Origin of the sequence: Sphingomonas sp. H160509, assembly GCF_024124765.2 — a bacterium.
Classification (GTDB): Bacteria; Pseudomonadota; Alphaproteobacteria; order Sphingomonadales; family Sphingomonadaceae; genus Sphingomonas.
On sequence record NZ_JAMXSR020000003.1, the window covers coordinates 87109 to 101364 of the forward strand.

Annotated in this window: 15 protein-coding genes and 3 pseudogenes; 9 read left to right on the plus strand and 9 right to left on the minus strand. The window is 57.9% G+C overall.

The genetic code is table 11. The features are described 5' to 3' along the window. Positions 1-948 precede the first annotated feature (948 nt). The 3 genes and pseudogenes from NHF48_RS22510 to NHF48_RS22520 form a co-directional block, all read right to left on the minus strand. Positions 949-1104, minus strand: a pseudogene (locus NHF48_RS22510) (IS481 family transposase); the annotation flags it as partial. Continuing rightward, complete coding sequence (locus tag NHF48_RS22515; protein ID WP_342454783.1) at positions 1105-1566, minus strand: IS5 family transposase; 462 nt, start codon at positions 1564-1566, stop codon at positions 1105-1107. Next, entirely contained in the window at positions 1514-1942 is a 429-nt protein-coding gene (locus NHF48_RS22520; protein WP_342454779.1) for an IS5 family transposase, read from the minus strand. The genes NHF48_RS22515 and NHF48_RS22520 overlap by 53 nt, the downstream gene beginning before the upstream one ends. Positions 1943-2546: 604 nt before the next feature. On the opposite strand from NHF48_RS22520, the gene NHF48_RS22525 reads away from it, so the two are divergent. The 3 genes from NHF48_RS22525 to NHF48_RS22535 all read left to right on the plus strand — a co-directional run bounded on the left by NHF48_RS22525 (position 2547) and on the right by NHF48_RS22535 (position 5052). Next, positions 2547-2948, plus strand: coding sequence for a BLUF domain-containing protein (locus NHF48_RS22525; protein WP_253072682.1), 402 nt, complete (start codon positions 2547-2549; stop codon positions 2946-2948). Positions 2949-3056: 108 nt separating this feature from the next. Beyond that, a complete protein-coding gene (locus NHF48_RS22530) occupies positions 3057-3530 on the plus strand; it encodes a hypothetical protein (RefSeq protein ID WP_253072683.1) in 474 nt (157 codons plus the stop codon). A 1021-nt stretch (positions 3531-4551) separates the two neighbouring features. Further along, on the plus strand, positions 4552-5052 hold the full coding sequence (locus NHF48_RS22535; protein WP_253072684.1) for a MucR family transcriptional regulator: 501 nt from the start codon (positions 4552-4554) through the stop codon (positions 5050-5052). Between the two features lie 288 nt (positions 5053-5340). Here the strand turns inward: NHF48_RS22535 and NHF48_RS22540 are convergent, their stop codons facing one another. The 3 genes and pseudogenes from NHF48_RS22540 to NHF48_RS22550 all read right to left on the minus strand — a co-directional run. Next, complete coding sequence (locus tag NHF48_RS22540; RefSeq protein WP_253072685.1) at positions 5341-5526, minus strand: hypothetical protein; 186 nt, start codon at positions 5524-5526, stop codon at positions 5341-5343. A 36-nt stretch (positions 5527-5562) separates the two neighbouring features. After that, positions 5563-5781 (minus strand): hypothetical protein, encoded by a 219-nt coding sequence (locus tag NHF48_RS22545; RefSeq protein WP_253072686.1) that lies wholly within the window; start codon positions 5779-5781, stop codon positions 5563-5565. A 573-nt stretch (positions 5782-6354) separates the two neighbouring features. Continuing rightward, positions 6355-6477 (minus strand): annotated as a pseudogene (locus NHF48_RS22550) (pyridoxamine 5'-phosphate oxidase family protein); the annotation flags it as partial. 605 nt (positions 6478-7082) lie between these two features. Between NHF48_RS22550 and NHF48_RS22555 the strand changes: the two are divergent. The 4 genes from NHF48_RS22555 to NHF48_RS22570 all read left to right on the plus strand — a co-directional run bounded on the left by NHF48_RS22555 (position 7083) and on the right by NHF48_RS22570 (position 9413). Further along, entirely contained in the window at positions 7083-8012 is a 930-nt protein-coding gene (locus NHF48_RS22555; protein WP_253072687.1) for a hypothetical protein, read from the plus strand. Further along, complete coding sequence (locus tag NHF48_RS22560; RefSeq protein WP_263817079.1) at positions 7963-8553, plus strand: methyl-accepting chemotaxis protein; 591 nt, start codon at positions 7963-7965, stop codon at positions 8551-8553. The genes NHF48_RS22555 and NHF48_RS22560 overlap by 50 nt, the downstream gene beginning before the upstream one ends. Positions 8554-8632: 79 nt before the next feature. Next, on the plus strand, positions 8633-8815 hold the full coding sequence (locus NHF48_RS22565) for a hypothetical protein (RefSeq protein WP_263817080.1): 183 nt from the start codon (positions 8633-8635) through the stop codon (positions 8813-8815). A 124-nt stretch (positions 8816-8939) separates the two neighbouring features. After that, positions 8940-9413, plus strand: coding sequence for a hypothetical protein (locus NHF48_RS22570; RefSeq protein ID WP_253072690.1), 474 nt, complete (start codon positions 8940-8942; stop codon positions 9411-9413). 149 nt (positions 9414-9562) lie between these two features. Here NHF48_RS22570 and NHF48_RS22575 read toward each other — a convergent pair whose 3' ends face one another. Together NHF48_RS22575 and NHF48_RS22580 are read right to left on the minus strand one after the other, a co-directional pair. Then, positions 9563-11455 (minus strand): AI-2E family transporter, encoded by a 1893-nt coding sequence (locus NHF48_RS22575; protein WP_253072691.1) that lies wholly within the window; start codon positions 11453-11455, stop codon positions 9563-9565. Positions 11456-11610: 155 nt separating this feature from the next. Continuing rightward, entirely contained in the window at positions 11611-12201 is a 591-nt protein-coding gene (locus NHF48_RS22580) for a DUF4142 domain-containing protein (RefSeq protein WP_253072692.1), read from the minus strand. Positions 12202-12354: 153 nt separating this feature from the next. On the opposite strand from NHF48_RS22580, the pseudogene NHF48_RS22585 reads away from it, so the two are divergent. Then, a pseudogene (locus tag NHF48_RS22585) lies at positions 12355-12766 on the plus strand (DUF3597 domain-containing protein). A gap of 411 nt (positions 12767-13177) precedes the next feature. Here the strand turns inward: NHF48_RS22585 and NHF48_RS22590 are convergent. Further along, entirely contained in the window at positions 13178-13390 is a 213-nt protein-coding gene (locus NHF48_RS22590) for a hypothetical protein (RefSeq protein ID WP_263817081.1), read from the minus strand. Between the two features lie 324 nt (positions 13391-13714). Here NHF48_RS22590 and NHF48_RS22595 point away from each other — a divergent pair, with 324 nt between their 5' ends. Continuing rightward, complete coding sequence (locus NHF48_RS22595; protein ID WP_253072695.1) at positions 13715-14221, plus strand: MucR family transcriptional regulator; 507 nt, start codon at positions 13715-13717, stop codon at positions 14219-14221. Positions 14222-14256: the final 35 nt, after the last annotated feature.

A 14256-nucleotide genomic window follows, 5' to 3' on the forward strand; every position in this document is an offset into this window, starting at 1 on the left:
TGGCGGTAGCAGTGCCAGCAGCAATCATCACCTTGCAACGCTGAGCTGCTCAGTGCTCCGACATACGGTACGGGCCTCAGAGTGCTCACCGAGGACACCTTCAAGATTGCTAAGCATTTCATCAGAAGGCCAGTACGGTGTTCCGTGTCGAGACCGACAAGCCAGCGGAATAACGGCCCGCTAAACCGTGGGGCAAAAGCGGGCCGGTTGGGATCGAGTGCGATTCGACGGGACCAACGAGACGTTCTGTGGACGGACAAGTAACGAACTTCAAGGCCCGCGTGATGATCCCGAACCCCTGCCCGCCCTGACTGTGGAGAGCTTTACGGCGAGCAGGGACCGTCCGGTGTGAGGGCGACGCCTCAACGACTGGTCTGACGGCATATAGTTAAGATCAGAATAACGGCCCGCCTCAAGCGCCACAGCAAACGCGAGGCGGGCCAACCGGCAGCGAAGCGCTCCTTTTGCCGGCGTTATAGAGACGTACAACATGGAATATAGCTTCAAATTGGAAGGAACAGACATGACGATTGCCTTAGGGTCAGCGTGGTTTCCGTGCGCGGGAGAAACTCGGCAAGCCTGAAGCAGCTCCCGCGACAAAACCGTACGATCTTGGGCGGGGCGAAGACGCTCGGCGCGAAGGTACTGGGCATGGTCTACAACGCGGACCGCGTGCCGTGGCGCAGCCCGCCCGTTGCGACGTATTTGAGGAAAGACGGGATGCCGGCCACATTAATCGCAGCAAGCGAAGACTTGGGCAACGTGGGGCGCCGAACCGACTATCCCAGTGCACGACCTCGCCGACGCCAGGCGAGAACCGAGAGCACAATTGGGATAGCCCAGAAACTCATGACGTAGAGGTCCATGTGGGCAACCCATCATAAACCTCAAAGCGTCATCGGCAGCAGCAGGAACCTGTGGTTCTTGTTTGACGCACTAGGTATTTAGTCACGGCACTTGGTGGATCGGATCGACGATGAACCTGTCCGGCTCTGACGTCCAGATCTTGGCGATGTATTCGTAAGGCGTAAGGCTACCGAGTGTCTTGAACCAACGAGCAAAATTGTAGGCTGCCATGAAGTCGGCGAGGTGAACCCGTAACTGCTAGGCCACGTGGACAAAGGGCAGCCACAGCGTAACTGATGCAAGCGCGACGAAGCCGAGATATGACTCTGCTGTCTTGTCATAACGCGTTGCGACACGGCGCCAGTTCTTGAGCTTGCTGAACAAGCGCTTGACGAGATTGCGCCAACGGTATTTCTCGCGATCATGCAGGATCGGTATGCGGCGGTTACTTTTGGTTGGAATGACCGCCTCGACATCCGCCTTGGCGAGTTCCTCGCGGATGGCGTCGGCGTCATATCCCTTATCGGCAAGCAGGGCCTCGATCCGGTCAGCCAGCATCCCGAACGAGGGTCGGAAGCCCTTCACGTCGTGGGCCTGGCCCGGCGTCAGGACGAAACATAGCGGTCGCCCCTGACCATCACAGCGGGCGTGCAGCCCTTCGACGAGCTCAGGAGAGCCTTGGTTGTGAAGCCGCCTCGCGAACGGCCGAGCCCTTCGAATTCTTGATCCCTTTTTTTAGCCCGACGGCGCAGTGGTGCGCCCGGACTACGGCGCTGTCGATCATGTCGGCGCTGACATCCCGCTCGACGACAGCGGCCAGGGTCTCCAGCATGGCTCCGAACACGCCCGTCACGACCCAGCGACGATACCGCCGGAACACACTGTTCCACTTGCCATATTCATCCGGCAAATGCCGCCATTGTGCGCCCGTCCGCGCCATCCACACCATACCTTCGAAATAGGGCCGGTTGTCTCCCGCGGGTCGGCAGCCACGTCCTCGCCCCGACGGCAGCAGGGGCCCAATCAGAGCCCACTCATCATCCGAAACCCCAATCCGCTCGCCCAACGCCGCCTCCAAAAGACAGCCTTGAATCAACCGATCAGACGCGCGTCAACCTTTGTCCACGTGGCCTAGTAATTGGACATAGTTCCGTCGCCAAAACCGATCGGCTAAGGATTCCCGTTTTCCCGTATCGTTTAAGCTATTTTGAGAAAATAAATTTGGAAACAGAATTTGAGAAAACGGCATCCAACGCCAGTGCTTTTTAAGGCGTTGATCTGGGGATTCCTACTCGACCTTCCATTCCGATAAAGCAGACCGACAGTTTGCACGAGAGCTTCTTGCGCCGTTCTGGTGACTTGGGGCTGTTCTGCGCGCTAAATTTGAGGATGAGCGCCTTACCCCATCTTGCCCACCCCAGTGGCACGTTACCGTCAGTTGCTCGGCGTATCCCTTAAGCAATACGTTTCCGTCCGGGCGGCTTTCTCAACTTAGAGGCCGGTCGGCTGCTGCTACAAGAATACCAACATTAATCAAATAAGACTACACTGCTTACGTATCACTTGAGGTGAATCAATAAAAAAAAAATTGCCTTTTTTATAAAGTCAATCAAGTTCTCTAAACCTGAACACTGACAATGACGGTAAGAAACGAGGAGGATCTCGAAGTGACCTGTTCAGGCATTTTTTCGTAAATTGATATGCATCATATTGGATACACAAGCCGTGCTCTGGCAAATGACCCATTTGTTCAATTAGAACAGCTCTGTCAAACATCAGCTGCCCATAACAAGCTTGTGGGTGTTACAGGCCTTCTGGTATTTGATGGCGTGAGATACATTCAGCTGATCGAAGGTGAGGCTTCTGCCGTAACTTTGCTCATGGCTCGCATCGCCCGGGATAGTCGACATGACAAAATCGTCTACATGATTAACGGTTGTACTCATGAACGGGCGTTTAAAAGATGGGATTTGGCGTGTGTCGGGTTCCAGGCAAACCTTAGTGTTCCGCAACTACTCGCGGATGTAAAGGAAAAGGTACGTAACGTAACTGACAGCCACATTAAGGCATCGTTTATCGGATTTGCTTCTCTGGCAAAGTGAGGTGTTTCGTTGAAAATCGGTATTGAAATCGTAGCTTAAGTTCACGACATGTGCATAACAAAGCGTGCTAAATACTCGACGTTCATAGAATGCTCTGAAGGGGGGGCTATGAGAAATGAGACCGTATTGAGTCTGATTAATGATTTGACTGAGACGCTATCAACCGTGGCAGCTGAGTTCAATGATCGGGTTTCTAGAGCGGGACGGCCGGATGCGTCGAACGAGGAGCCCAGTCAGACGGCGCTTACCAGGTATGCAAATTCGCTACTCACCGAACGACGCATCCGTCGCCACTTTTTACCAGCCGAGCTGTTCCAGGAACCGGCTTGGGATATGCTACTAGCTCTCTTTGCCGCGCGAGAAGAGCGCCTGCCAATGAACGTCAAAACCTTGGTTAGCTTCTCGGACGCTCCAGCGACCACGTCGCAGCGTTGGATTGACCATCTTCATAAATTGAACCTGATCAACCGCGTCGCGGATCCTGTCGACCGGCGCCGAATTGAAATCTCACTTAGTGATAACGGCAACCAGGCAATGTCCGCCTACCTGCGGGCGGTTAATTTCCCCGAATTACAGTATTAGGGAGAAAACCAATGGTCAGCGATGGCGAGGCATCGAAATACGACGTACAGGCGGAGCAGGAATTAGTTAAGGCTGCGGCAGCGACTCATGACAGAGACCGTAAACTGCATTTAGGCAGAGCCGCTCAATATGCAACAGCAGCTGCGTTGGTGAGACGGCAAATAAGCTCGTCCGAGTGACGGGCTGTAACGGTCAAAATCTGACGTTATCAGCTCCAAAACCGCTGGTCCGCTTTCCTTTTTCATTGTTGCCAATCAGCATTAATGTTCCATGGTGAAGTTCTAAAAGACAAAGTCACCTGCTGTTCAATACGGCCTCCGTCGCGATTGGCATTTGCTGATCGGCTAGCTTGCGCCATTGTTAAAGATGCGGGTTTTTCACACCTATGAAGCGGATCACGGCGATGCTGCGATCGCGATGCTCCCTGAGTACGCGCGCACAATCACCCTGCTCTTCTCAGACGTCGATATGCCGGGCGATACTAACGGGTTCGCGCTTGCCCACACGTCGCGGAGAATTACCCCTGGAGATCGTCATCGGCAGCGGCCAACTCCGGCCGAAGGCGGGTGACTTGCCCGAAAAGGCCACATTCGTATCCAAGCCGTTCAATGCGCAGATGATCCATGGCCACCTCCGCGAACCCTGCCCGATAGCAAGCTGCCGGAGCCCCTAAAAAAAGCGGTCTAGACGGGCGTTCACACCGAACCCAAGTTGCCCAACCGATAACAATTGCCGACGTGTGTTAGGCACGAATAGCGATCGGCAAAGGACGGGGAAGTCCACGGGCCTATCGGTGTTGAGTTGAAGTTGACGAGATCAAACCGGATCCAATTACATTTAAAAGGGTACCACTTTTCTGGCGTATATCTCCGGTAACTTCTGAATCGGGGGTTCACTCAGCCGTTGTTGATCGTCAGGCAGTCGGTCTCATTTGATGAGGCGATCTCACAGAATAACTTTTTGAAAGGTTGTACGATTATTAAGGGAATCCTACTTGTCTGTCAGTTAAATGGAGCACTCAATGTCTGACGATACCTACCAGCCTAACGCTGTTGAACTCGCTACCGAGCTGACGATCGCTTGGCTTAGCAATCCAAATACCCGTACGTCAGCCGACGACGTTCCTGCATTTCTATCGCAGATGCACAGCAGCGTTCAGTCGCTTGTTGGCGGTTCGCAGACCGAAGAAAACCCTGCGGAGGAGCCCAAGGAATACGTTGGTGCGGTAACGGCCCGGAAGTCCCTCGCCAGCCCCGATCACATTATCAGCATGATCGATGGCAAGCCGTACAAGACGCTGCGTCGTCACCTCGCCACTAACGGCATGACGCCAGTGGAATATCGCGAGCGTTATGGCCTGAAGGCTGATTACCCCATGGTCGCTCCTACCTATTCGGAAGCGCGCCGTACCATGGCCAAGAGCATCGGGCTGGGTCGCAAGCCCGGTCAGACGAATGAGGCCAAGGCAGAGGCGGCAAAGCCTGCACCGCGTAAGCGCAAAGCCGACAACACCGCCGAGTGATTTCAGGCCGGCCTTTAGAATTAAAGGCCGGCCACCCCAGGCAGTAATTTCTTTTTGCCCTGCCTGCGGCACGCCATTGTAGGGAGGGGAAACGTTCTCATCCGGCTTGGCGTCGAAAGAATTGGGCCGCTTGTGATTGTTGCAAGCAACGAGCGTGAGCAGCATGCCGAGTAGAAATCCGCATATTTGATATACTAGTATGGTCAGCTGCAGGGTTGACCCCAATTCTGGTTCACGCGGCATGATTGGGCATATGAACCGTGACGGTAGAGCCTACCAGGAACACAGTTATCCATCCTGTAGGATTTTCATCACTGCCGCGAGGTTCCCCTTGACCACGACATAATTGCCCTTTTCAAAGTTTACGGCACTTGCATCATTGCCGCCCCTGAAACGGCGTACAAAGTTCACGCGATCGACGTTCACGACGATCGGATCGCCCTCAGGACTGTGAAATTCCACGTAACCGTTCACTCGTATCCCCCAACGACCGCGCTTGAATGTACTACGTTACGCATTGTCAGCCGCGTCCGGCGATCTCGCGGCAATCAAAGAAGCTATTTCCGCTTCGTCGATGGTCCGATCTTCCCACGTGTCTTCCACGGCAATCGACTTTTCGTCATCGCGCATCGCGATTATTTCAGCGGCGGTAGCGAGCGCCTCGTCGAAGCTGTTTCGGTGAACACCCAGCGTGGACATCTCGCCGTCTTTACGAATTACGTAACGCATTGAATTAGCTCCTGTTGAGCGGGATCACTAACCCAACCGAACAAAAATCCCTACGCGCTTCACGGATGCGAGCACCGTTGCGCAAACGCGCATCAACAATCCGGCGCGAGCGAAAGGCTATCCTGCTGAGATCCTTGAACCTTAGGTGAGCGCACCCATATCCGCTTCACTGTTCAACAACTGGAAGGAGGTGGTCGAATGTCTCATTGTTATACGCCGCTAACGGCAAACCGGATGAGTGCGACCCCCGCTGGCGGGGCTGTCCAGCTCTAAGGATCAGGCCATTAGTGGCTGACAATGGAAAGGCCGTCCTGAAAGGGGCGGCCTTTTGTATTTTCTCTCCGCTTGGTTAGAAAGTTGCTGTTTTGTGCACATTGCTCCCGGCCGTCTTCTCAAAAGGATCGTTCTTTAGCAGATGTTTAGCGGGCGTAGCGCGTCAAAAGAGGCCTCTCGCAGTCCGCCGCGTGGTGACCTGCCGCTGTAGCAACAGTGGCGACATTCGAAATATTCGAAACTCAGAACTTCCGCGACAATGCCGCAGAAGTCCGATGTAGTACGACTTTTAGTGCCAAATCAGACGGCGAGCGGGCTTTCGTTGCTACCATCCCAGTAGCGGATCGCCTTTGCACTCACAGGGATCATGACGATGCCGGGCGTGTCCATGCCCTCAGGAAAATATCGATCGAGATCCTTGGTCCAGTGATCATCAAACTACGCGATACCCCCAGCTCGGGCCACCAATTTGGATCTTGTCGAAGCCAGATCGGGGGGCGATCATGGGTGGCGAACTTACTTTGCATTAACCAGGCGGTGCCTAGGTAAGCGTATGAAATTCCTGCCAAGCCGGATGTTGATCCCTGCGCAGATCGCTACTGCAACGTTTGGGCTCGTGGCGTTGACGGTGTGGCCGCCAGAATCGGGTTCGATGCTGTTGGTGCCACTTGGTCAAGATGGCGGAGCAGCCGTACAGGGTGCGCTGGCGGGCGGTGCTGCATTGCTCGGAGCCGGGCCATTTCCAGGATCGCTGGTCGTCGTTGGCGATCGTGCCCGCATCGCCCCCGGGTCGCGTGGAATATCGTCATCATGGCCGCTCCGCCAGCGGGGTGCGGCGTTGATAGCGGTGCTGGAAAGCGCGCATGAACCGAACCACTTCACTGCTGAAGCCAACATTCTCCTGGTTGGATTTTGGAGGAAAGCTCGGGGCCACTGGGAAAATCGGGGATGATCCCGGACTCAACCCGCTTGACCGGTTGCGGCGTCGCGCTGTCCAAGCGTGGGCGTTGATCGGCTGGACCTCATTGGTGGGGCTGCTGATAGGTAACGCCGTACTGGATGCGGGCGCAGGCGTCCCGCTGCTGGTCATCGGCACCATCATCACAGCAGGTCCGACCGCGATGGCGCTTCGTGGGCGCTACGATGTCGAGGTCCGGACGCTGATGGGATCCCTTGCCGCGGTGATACCGGCGATGCTCGTCTTTCTCCTTAAGGGACATCCATGGCAGATGGATGCGCACATGTATTTCTTCGTCGGCATGGCGGCGCTGGTAATGTTAGCGGACTGGCGGCCGATTGCGCTGGCGACGGCGCTGACCGCGGTCCATCATCTTGCCCTCGAATGGTGGGCCCCGGAATTCGTGTTCACCGGCACGGGCAATCTAGGCCGGGTGATCTTTCATGTCTTGGCGGTCGGCTTGCAATTCGGCGCATTGACGGTGCTGACGATTCAGCTCGAGCGGCTGTTCCAATCGCAGAGCGCGGCGTTGCGGCGGTCTCGCGAGTTGACCGAGGTGGCGGAGGACGGCCAGCGGCGGACCGAGGAGGCAATGCTTCAGGCGCGTGCCGCGGAGGCGGTGGCGGCGCGCGAACGCCAACAGCGCGAGGAGCAGGCGGCGCGAATTGCAAGCGAGCGGCGCGGCGAGCTGGTGGTCCTGGCGAACGAGTTCGACCATTCGGTGACGTCTGTGGTGAAGAGCATCGGACAGGCGACCGAACGACTAGAGCATGCAGCAGTGCGGCTCGAGGATGTCACCGGCGGTGCGACCCAAGATGCGGTTGAAGCGGCATCGGGCGCAAGCCGAGCAGCACGCGACATTGCGCATGTCTCGTCGTCGATCCGCGACCTGTCCGAGATCGATCCGGACGATCGCGATCGCGGCCGACCGGCAATCGGAGTTGACCGTGGTGGCGAGCCTAGAAGCGCAGCGCAGCGTGCAGACGGTCGCGATGCTTGAGGATCATGCGGTCCAGATCGAAGTTTTTCTCGACGATATCCGTGACCTGGCGAACAAGACCAATTTGCTCGCCCTGAACGCAACGATCGAGGCCGCGCGGGCGGGCGACGCAGGACGCGGGTTCGCGGTCGTCGCGGGCGAAGTGAAGGTCCTGTCGGCGGACACCAAGCGGGCGAGCGACCGGATCAGCATGCTGCTCGCTGGGATTCGCGAGGGCGTCGCGGATACGGGCGAGAAGCTTCGCAGCGTGAATACCGCGATCGGCCAGGTATCGGTCGCGGCATCGGGGATCGCGACCGCAGTCGGCAAGCAGCGCTTCACGGCACAAGAGGTAGATGCGGGTGCAGCGCGTGCGGTCGGCGCGGCGGACGAGATCGGCACCCGGATCGACGGCGTGGCGGAAGCGGCGGGATCTGCCGCGCTCTTGTCAGCGTCGGTACGGGGCAGCGCCAGCGACCTGGCGGCAAGCGCGCGGCACTTGAGATCGTCGACCGATCTGTTCGTCTCGTTCCTTTACTCGGACGATGCGGCAAAAGCGTAGGTGCCAAGTCGGTCCCATCTCCCTGGGGGGTGCCCGCATCAGGATGCCCATGGTAGGAGGGTGCATGCTCAGGACAAAAATGAAGCGGATCACTAATCGTGGTGATCGCGCCGCTGAACGCCTTGCCGAGATCGAGACGTCCATAACAGGCCTTGCCGACAACGACCTGCTTGATCTGGCCGACATCTTCAAAGCCGAGCCTCGCACGCCGATCGGCAATGTGGCGTTCCTTGAAATGGCGAGGCGGGATATCAGCCTTTGACGGCAACCCGACCATGCGATGCCAAAACAATGTGGCAACGCCGAGGTCGACCAACTGGCAGGTACCATAGGCCAACGGCTTGCCGCATGCCCGATTCACCCTGACTCATACCGGTTGCCTGAAAATGTCTGCCGAGCATCATCCCGTTATGGGACAAATCATTACGCATGCCTGTGGGCATGAGCAGATTCATTATCTCTCTGGCTTCGCCAGCCAGCAGGAGCGAAAGGCGCGCTGGCTAGAGACAACCGAGTGCCGCACCTGTTTCGCCGCAACCAAACAAACCGAGCAGGCGGAAGCGGCGGTTCGTGACGGCGCCGCCATAGCGCACCTTAACCTACCCCTTCTAACCGGTAGTGATCGTCAAGTCGCATGGGCAACAACCCTTCGAGCTAGCCGCCTTTGCAGATTCGTTGCCGAGCCGGTTACAAAGGGAAAAGGCTTTCAGGTCTGTGCCCTTGTAACTGACGCGAAGTGGTGGATCGATCACCGTACCCTGACAGATACCGATTTTCTCATAAAAGCCGAACGATCCGGAGTTCAAACAAACTTTCTGGCGAGCTCCAATCGTAATCTTGCTTTATCAAAATCAACTTAATCGTTCACAATACTTTTTTACGTACCTTTGTAACACCTGATCCTCGGTCGTAATCACACTTTGGTACCATGTGCTTCGATTTACCGTTGGCCGTCCCGCGTGAGTGAGCTATCCTTTTGGAGGTCAGGGCATAAAGTTCCTTGCCCCCGTTAGGCCGACCAGGTTGCCTTTAGATAAGGTCTTGGTTCTACTATCACTGTGACCGCATCGGCCAACGAGCTTACATAACGGTCCGCACCCAAGGCCTGTTGGATCCCGGTATCGCTAAGGGTAGCTTCTCCCTGCGGCCATAGCCCGACAACAATGCGCGCGTTTGGCGCTCGGGCACGCAAGCGCCGGACAAGGTAACGCAGCTGAGCTGGCGAACCGGTCACCTCCAGATAAGAAATGGCGATCACATCGATCCCGGTTAGATCCAACGTCTGCACCGCATCCCGGGACACTTCGGTATTGGGAATACGCGTCGCTTGCACCCCTTGCTGACCCAGCAACTGCGTGAGCATAGCAGTAACAGCGTCATCGAACGGACCGTGCCCCGCAACGCAGGCGACCGTTTGAGCCTTTGCCATGGTGTCAGACGGTGTTGGCCCGGACGTTGGCTGTAGGTCCTCGATCACGGACATCATCGATTTGGTCATCTGCGCCGCACCAGCGCGGTCGATTGTCCCGTGCGCTTCGTCTTCGACTGCCAGCTTCAACCCTTCAAGCACGACCCCGTCATAGTATTCGGTGAGAGACCGGTCAGCGAGAAGCATCTCAGCCTGTGCCAAAGCCTCGTCCGGGTTCCGAGCCAGAATGCGCTGGTAGAAGCTTTCGATAGGCGTCAGCGCCGGTCTGTCGCCCAACAGTACGTCGAAGAACTCCAGGCTCTTAACGTGACGCCCCATGACCACCAGACATAGTGTCAGCGGGGTGGACATGATCAGCCCGATCGGACCCCAAAGCCACGTCCAGAAGATCGCTGATACAATCACGGATACAGGCGAAAGGCCTGTCGAGTGGCCGTAGAGCAGTGGTTCGACCACATAACCTGTGAGCGGCTCGATGATCACGAAGAGCGCTACGACTTCCAGCGCCATGCCCCAGCCTGGATCCACGGCCGCACCGAGCGCCGCAGGAGCAACTGCTGCCAGGAACGGCCCGATATAGGGTACGAAGCGCAGCAGACCCGCCATCACGCCCCACATGGCCGGCGATGGTATGCCGATCAGCCATAGACCAAGGCCTATAACGACGCCGAAGCACGTGTTCACAGCCAGCTGGGAAAGGAAATATTTGCTGAGGCGCTGACCCGCGTCATCGATAGCACGCGTCGTGCGGTGCAGGTCGCTCGATCCGAACACTCGGATAAAGCGATCGCGCAGATCCTCCTTCTGCATCAGCACGAAGATTGCCACGATAAGAACGATTACCGTTGTTTCCAGCGGGCCCAGGATGGGTTCGAGAACCGTACGCGCTATCGCAAACGGCGACGTGCTGCCTTGAACGACTTCCACTGGAATAGGTCGGCGCTGGTCGGACGCTGTCACAGCCGGCGGTGTTGCCAGCGTTGCCGGCGCGGCACGAGGCCGGGTAGTTGGTCGCGAGCCCCCCAGTTCCTTGGTGATCGAGGCTAGGCGTGCGACCGCAAACCCCTGAACCCCTTGGACCTTGGCTTCGATGGTGCGGGCATATTGCGGTGCGTTCACAGTCAGTGATGCCGCCTGACTACCGATGAGCGCGCCGAACAGGCCCAAGACACCCAGAGCCGCGATGACGGTCAAGATCACGGCAGGTGCACGCCAAAGACGCAGACGCTGCAGCAGGTTGACAACCGGTGAGAGAACGAAGGAGAGCATCACCGCCAGGGTGATCGGGATGAGCACCTCCTGACCGAAATACAGGGCGGCGATGACGAGCGTGCCAACGGCCACGCCGGCCAGCGTCTTGAGTTCCGGCGCCGAGGCCGAGCGGATCTGAGCCGCACCTGGATTGTCCGCGGGCGCTTCGCGGCTACCGGTCACGACATCCTTGTAGCCGGCGATATTGTCGGGGCTGCTCATGCGGAAACCTTCCTGCCGGGGCTCGCGTATCGGTGACGTCGAGACCCGGCACGAAGCATTTTTCGTTGTATCCTTCCTGACGTCAGGACGGGCAAAGCCGAGAGGCACACTTGGCGTCCCTCTCGGCTTCATACTTCATCGTCTGGGACGCTACCTCAGGACTTGAGCGCTTTCGCCATGTTGAGATGCGCTGCGACCGTGGGTGCCAGACCCGACGCAAACGTCTTCAGCTGGGGCACGTCGCCGGTTGCAGCATATCCCTTGAGCGTATCGAGCGTCTGCTGATGCCCGGCGACCTGGGCAGCCGCGTAAGCGGTGTCGAAATCAGTGCCTTGCTTGGTCTTCAGATCGGCAAGCTTCTGCTGCTGCTCAGCACTTAGCGCCGGGTTGGGCGTCAGAGCAGGCGACAGCGTTGCCGTCAGTGCCTTCAGCTTCGCAGTCGACCCCTCATGTGCGGTGATCATCTGGCCAGCGAACTTCTTTACCGCAGCAGATGCGCCGTTGGTTACGGCCAGCTTCGAGGTCTCGATCTCGAACGCATCGCTTGCAGCCGCCATGTTGACGAAAGCCTGCCCACCTGAGGCCGGTGCTGCCATGGCATCATTGGAACCGGCTGCATTCACGTCCGTGGCGGTCGTGTTGGCGTAGGTGCTGTTATCGACGGCAGTCGTATCGTCGGCCTTCTTGCCGCATGCGGCCAATGACAGGGCCGCTGCCGACACCAGTGCCAGGGTCTTAAAGTTCATCATACTCTCCATCTGCTCGCATATTACCGCTGCCTGCTCAACGCGTGCCTCCTGAGGACCGTTCCGCACGAGCAACGAACTCCGGACCGATCCTGAAGCGCGTTCGTTCTAGCCGTCTGCCGGCGCAGCTGCCGGCCTTATCGGGACACGGCTATGAGCATCTTCAGCACGATCATGAACAAGGTTTTCCATCACAAAGCCGCGCCAGCCGCTGCGCCGGCTCAGGCTCCTGCTGCGGCGCCGCAGGCTGCACCGCAAGCCGCGCCGACCGCTACCGACCAGCCCGCCCCAGCAGCGGCTCAGCAGTCCGTCGATGTCGGTGCGGTCCTCAGCGAGATGGCATCGATGAAAGATGGCGGGGGGCAACTACCAGAGCTCGATCGTCGATCTTCTGAAGCTGCTGGACCTGGATTCCAGTCTGACGGCTCGCAAGGAACTCGCTAGCGAACTGAACGTCCATGCAGCAGCCGACGGCTCGGCCGAGCAGAACATCGCCCTTCATAAGGCAGTGATGCAGAAGCTTGCCGATAACGGCGGTATCGTTCCCGACAGCCTGCGCAACTAAACCAGCCTATCTGGGGGGGACCGCACCCTACGCGGCGCCCCCCCGACCTCAGACCGCCAATTTAACCGTCGTCTCCGTTATCGGGCAGGAGTAGCGTTGGGAGGCGTCGAAGTTACGGTCCGCCGCGCTGCTTGCGCTGGCAGCGTTCGACTACCACGCGGCGGTCCATTCGGCTCCTTCTGAAAGCCCTGCGCGGCGAGCCAGCAGATCGTGACGACGAGTGCCACGATCATCACGAAGATGACAATTGCCACAGGACCAGCTCGCTTGTTTCCCCGTCTCCGCATCACATGCGCTCCCTAGTCATACCGTCGAAGGTATCGCCGTGCCGTAGCCCAGTGGCGACGAGATGTTCGTGGACCTCAAATCCGCCGGTTTGATCGAGCAGGAGGGTCTTATCTCCAGACGGCTCTATCGTCGCTCGCCAAAGACCGAACCAAGAATGCTCCCCAGTCCGCCGCCAAGACCGCCCCCGGGCGCAGCGCCTGCGACTCCAGCGCCACCCAGGCTGCCGAGTACAGATCCAAGGATCCCGCCAAGGCCACCTTGCTGCCCGCCCGAGCGGCCTGTCAGATGGCCCGCCACCAGCATGACCAGGATCGGCAGCATCTGCTTGCGCGACAAGTGCCTCAACGAGCACCTGTTCCCGAGGCTGCGGCCAAAGGGATCATCGAGTCATGGCGTACGGACGAAAACAACGTGCCTCCGCACAGCAGCGTTGGCGGGTTGGCACTCGCCGAGTTTACGAACCGCCCGCCAAGGGCATATGGATACGACAGCTGAATTTTCAGCGGCCTGAAATTGGGAAGCACGTCACTAACTGCCAACGTGATACGATACATATCCGGTTGAAAACGGCACTGCGCCGCAAAGAGCCATTCAAACGCCGTCAGAGATTGCCAGATACCAATCCACTACCTAGATGCGCTTCCAGAAATGGAGACTTCTATGTCCGATCCTGCCCTCGACCTAAACCCTGTTGAACTCGCCACGGAATTAACGATCGCTTGGTTAGCCAACCCCAACACGCGTACCAATGCTGACTACGTTCCGGCCTTCCTGAACAAAATGTACGAAACTGTTTCGGTGCTGGTTGGCGGAAACGCGACGGCTGCCGAGCCAGAGGCACTTGCTCAAGAATACACTCCGGCGGTGACGGCTCGTAAGTCGCTCGCCAGCCCCGATCACATCATCAGCATGATCGATGGCAAGCCGTACAAGACGCTGCGCCGTCACCTCGCGACTAACGGCATGACGCCAGTGGAGTATCGCGAGCGTTATGGCCTGAAGGCTGATTACCCCATGGTTGCTCCTACCTATTCAGAAGCGCGTCGCACGATGGCCAAGAGCATTGGCCTAGGTCGCAAACCTGGCCAGACGAATGCAGCTCAGGCAGACGCAAAGTCCGCTCCGACTCCGCGCAAGCGCGAGGTGGAAGAAGCAGCAGCGGAATAACCCAAGGGCCTGGCTTCCTTGAAACGGAAGCCGGG